Genomic DNA, 3,625 nt, shown 5'->3' on the forward strand with positions numbered 1-3,625 from the left:
GTTCGAGCAGCTGGTCTCGGCGACCAAGCGGCTGACGATCGTGGTACCGGTGGCGCTGCTCTTGGTATTCCTGCTGCTGTTCATGGGCATGGGGTCGGCAGCGGATGCGGCGCTGGTGTTTTCAGGCGTGCCGCTGGCGCTGACCGGCGGCGTCGCGGCGCTGCTGCTGCGCGACATTCCGCTGTCCATCAGCGCCGGCGTCGGCTTCATCGCGCTGTCGGGTGTCGCCGTGCTCAACGGGCTCGTCATCATCACCTTCATCGAGCGGTTGCGCAGCGAGGGGCGATCCGTCGTCGATGCCGTGCACGAGGGTGCGCTGACGCGGCTGCGCCCGGTGCTGATGACGGCCCTCGTCGCCTCGCTCGGCTTCGTGCCGATGGCGCTCGCGACCGGTGCGGGCGCCGAGGTGCAGCGGCCGCTCGCGACCGTGGTGATCGGCGGCATCATCTCCTCGACGGTGCTGACGCTGTTGGTGCTGCCGGCGCTCTACGTGCTGTTCCGCCGTGACGTGGCACACGAAACGCCTAGAATCGCGCCTGATTTGTCAGCTTCCGGGGAGCGCTAGAGAGTGGCCGGTCACGACCATCACGGACACCACGCGCATCGCCATCATGACCATGCCGGGCATGATCATGGTCCTGGTCATGCGCATGTCCACGCGCCCGCCAGTTTCGGCAAGGCGTTCGCGATCGGCATTTCGCTCAATATCGCGCTGGTCGTGGCCGAGGCGATCTACGGCTATATCGGCAACTCCACCGCCCTGCTCGCCGACGCCGGCCACAATCTGTCCGATGTGCTCGGCCTCATCGTAGCCTGGGGCGCCTCCATCGCCGCAAAGCGCGCGCCGAGCGGCCGCTTCACCTACGGCCTGCGCGCCTCCACGATCCTCGCAGCCCTGGCGAACGCGGTATTCCTGCTGGTCGCGACCGGCGCGATCGGCTGGGAGGCGATCCTGCGCCTGCAACAGCCGGAGCCGGTCGCGGGCGTCACCGTGATGGTGGTGGCAGGCATCGGCATCCTCATCAATGGCTTCACCGCCCTGCTGTTCGCGCGCGGCCGCAAGGACGACATCAACATCGAAGGCGCCTACCTGCACATGGCGGCCGACGCCGCGGTCTCGCTCGGCGTCGTCGTTTCGGCGGCGCTGATCATCTGGACCGGCTGGCTCTGGCTCGATCCCTTAACCAGCCTCGTCATCTGCGGGGTAATCCTCTGGAGCACGACCAGCCTGCTGCGGGGCTCGATCGACATGTCGATGGCGGCAGCTCCGAAGGGCACCGACCTCGCCGCGATCAGGAGCTTCTTGCTGGCGCGTCCCGGTGTGTCTGATATCCACGATCTCCACGTCTGGCCCATCTCGACCACGGAGACGGCGCTGACGTGCCACCTCGTCATGCCGGCAGGCAGCAGCGATACGTTCCTGATGGAGACGGCCAAGTTGCTGAAGACGTCCTATCGTATCGGCCACGCCACGCTTCAGATCGAGACGCATCCGGACAATGGTTGCGCGCTGGCGCCGGATGATGTGGTGTAAGGGGCTCGTTGCCGCGCCAATCTCCGCTGTCGCCCCGGACAAGCGTAAGCGCAGATCCGGGGCCCATAACCACAGGGAGTGATTTTGCGAAGACTCGCAGGTACCAGCTTCGCACCAAAGTTCTCCCTGGGGTTATGGGTCCCCGCCTTCGCGGGGACGACGCCGAGCGTGTGGCAACGGCGTGCGGCACGATCTCGCGGAGCAGCTCTACCCCGCCTTCGCCGTCACGATCCAGATCGCGCCCTGTAATGGTACGCTCTGCCCCTTCAGCAACGGCGCAAGCGCTTCGCGGATCGAGGCCTTCGCGGCCTCGTAGGTCTCCGGTGGATGGCCCTGGAGCGCGCGGCTGGCAGGGCCGATCTGCAGCGCGCCTTCGACGGCCGCATCGAGGCCGCCGCCGATCGCGATGTCCATTGCGAGATTGTGCGGCTCCATCGCGACGTCCACGAAGCCGGCGCCTTTCAGGATGCGCATCACGCGCTCCTCGGATGCGAAGGCGAACGGGCCCGGCTCTTCGGGACCAACCGGCGGCATCTTCGGCACGTGCTTATACACCGCCATTAGCGGCGCCATCATCCAGGGATTCTCCTTCGGTTCGCGCCAGCAGGCGAAGGCGAGCCGGCCGGATGGCTTCAGCGCTCGGCGCAAATTGGTGAAGGATGCGACTGGGTCGGCGAAGAACATCACGCCGAAACGCGAGGCCAATAGATCGAAGCTCGCCGGCTCGAACGGATAGACGGTCGCATCCGCCAGCACGAAATCGAGCGGCAGACCTTTCGGCGAAAATGCGCGCGCCTGCGACAGCATCGGCTCGGAGACGTCGAGGCCGAGCGCGAACCCGTCAGGCGCCACCGCCTTCGCAAATGCAAAGGTCGTCGCGCCGGAGCCGCAGCCGACATCGAGAACGCGCTCACCCCGCTTCACGCTGGCGCGGTCGATCAGCACCTCAGCAATGGGCCCGAGCAGGCTCTCCTGCGCCGCATGGCGATCGGCCCAGCGCTGCCCGCTGGGACCATTCCAATAGGCGATCTGGTCGGCGTTTTGCTCGTGTCCGCTAGGCAGTTCCATCGGGAGCCTCTTGATTGTCGCTCGTCTACGTCTCGATAACCCATTGAGTGCCGGAAGCAGAAATTTCAAGGAGAAGCGTGCGGGACAACTCTCGCCATGGCGTGACGCTGTCATCGTACTCAATCAGCTCATAGCGGCGACTACAATTCTTCCAGCTGGTGCAGGGAGCACGATTGGGCTCTTGGTCCCAGGGTAGCGCGGCTAGCCTCTGCAATTCTGCGAGTGCTTGCTGGCGTGTCCGAAACTGGCCGTGCCACTCGGCGTGCGCTTCATCTTCGATAACAAACATGGCAGGCCCGCCCACGCAGTAGCGTTAGGTTCTGTATCCAGTCCGGCGAGCAGATCGCGAGGCCCACATGTCTCTGGGAATGGTGGGCGGTCACGGATTCGAACCGCGGACCCTCTCGGTGTAAACGAGATGCTCTAACCAGCTGAGCTAACCGCCCCACGGCGCCTCTTTATCCCTACCAGCCCTTGCTGAGCAAGCCCGACCTCAATCCCCCGGCCTCCCCGGCAGCAGCGGCACCGCGTCGATCCACACTGCGGCCGACTGGCACCAGATCTGCCTGACCGGGCGCAATTTGTCGCGCTGACGAATGCTGCCCCAACGGATACCCCAATCGTCGGCCTGGTCGCCCTCGCCGCTCGTAAACAGCGGGGAACCGCAGTCGGCGCAGAAGTGCTGCAAGCGTATCCGGCCGTTGTCGCCGCGCTTGCCGTAGACCCTTGGCGCGCCGGCGGTCAGGCGGACATCGGCCGCGGAACAAATCGCGGTGACCCGGAACGGCGAGCCCGTCAGCGTCTGACAGTCCCGGCAATGGCAAACCGAGACGGCCTCGGGGTCGATCTCGGCTTCGAAGGTGATCTGCCCGCAATGGCATTGCCCGTCGATGTGCATTGCCACCTCCCCTTCCCCCAAAACAAAAACGGCGCCTGAAGGCGCCGTTTTATCATCTTTTACCAGACTTCAGTGCGCGGTCAGGCCGCCGGCGGCTTCGTCGCCATCCGGCTTCACCGTCACCT

The 3,625-nt window shown here is 65.4% G+C and carries 4 protein-coding genes and 1 tRNA gene; 2 read left to right on the forward strand and 3 right to left on the reverse strand.

What is annotated here, in order from left to right; translation table 11 throughout:
• Both JHD07_RS33635 and JHD07_RS33640 read left to right on the forward strand, forming a co-directional pair.
• The coding region (locus JHD07_RS33635) for an efflux RND transporter permease subunit (RefSeq protein ID WP_291629989.1) at nt 1–565 on the forward strand (565 nt) is incomplete at its 5' end.
• A gap of 3 nt (nt 566–568) precedes the next feature.
• The gene (locus tag JHD07_RS33640; protein ID WP_291629991.1) at nt 569–1,534 is read left to right on the forward strand and encodes a cation diffusion facilitator family transporter; all 966 of its coding nucleotides are present in this window, start codon (nt 569–571) and stop codon (nt 1,532–1,534) included.
• Nucleotides 1,535–1,741: 207 nt separating this feature from the next.
• Here JHD07_RS33640 and JHD07_RS33645 read toward each other — a convergent pair whose 3' ends face one another.
• The 3 genes from JHD07_RS33645 to JHD07_RS33655 all read right to left on the reverse strand — a co-directional run bounded on the left by JHD07_RS33645 (nt 1,742) and on the right by JHD07_RS33655 (nt 3,500).
• Entirely contained in the window at nt 1,742–2,602 is an 861-nt protein-coding gene (locus JHD07_RS33645; RefSeq protein WP_291629992.1) for a class I SAM-dependent methyltransferase, read from the reverse strand.
• 369 nt (nt 2,603–2,971) lie between these two features.
• Nucleotides 2,972–3,048, reverse strand: a tRNA-Val gene (locus tag JHD07_RS33650).
• A gap of 47 nt (nt 3,049–3,095) precedes the next feature.
• On the reverse strand, nt 3,096–3,500 hold the full coding sequence (locus JHD07_RS33655) for a GFA family protein (protein ID WP_291629994.1): 405 nt from the start codon (nt 3,498–3,500) through the stop codon (nt 3,096–3,098).
• Between the last annotated feature and the right edge of the window lie 125 nt (nt 3,501–3,625).

Origin of the sequence: Bradyrhizobium sp., assembly GCF_016462955.1 — a bacterium.
Taxonomy (GTDB): domain Bacteria; phylum Pseudomonadota; class Alphaproteobacteria; order Rhizobiales; family Xanthobacteraceae; genus Bradyrhizobium.

Coding starts and splice junctions, on each gene's coding strand:
- JHD07_RS33645 (WP_291629992.1), bottom strand. CDS start 2,602: ATGGAACTGCCTAGCGGACACGAGCAAAACGCCGACCAGATCGCCTAT.
- JHD07_RS33655 (WP_291629994.1), bottom strand. CDS start 3,500: ATGCACATCGACGGGCAATGCCATTGCGGGCAGATCACCTTCGAAGCC.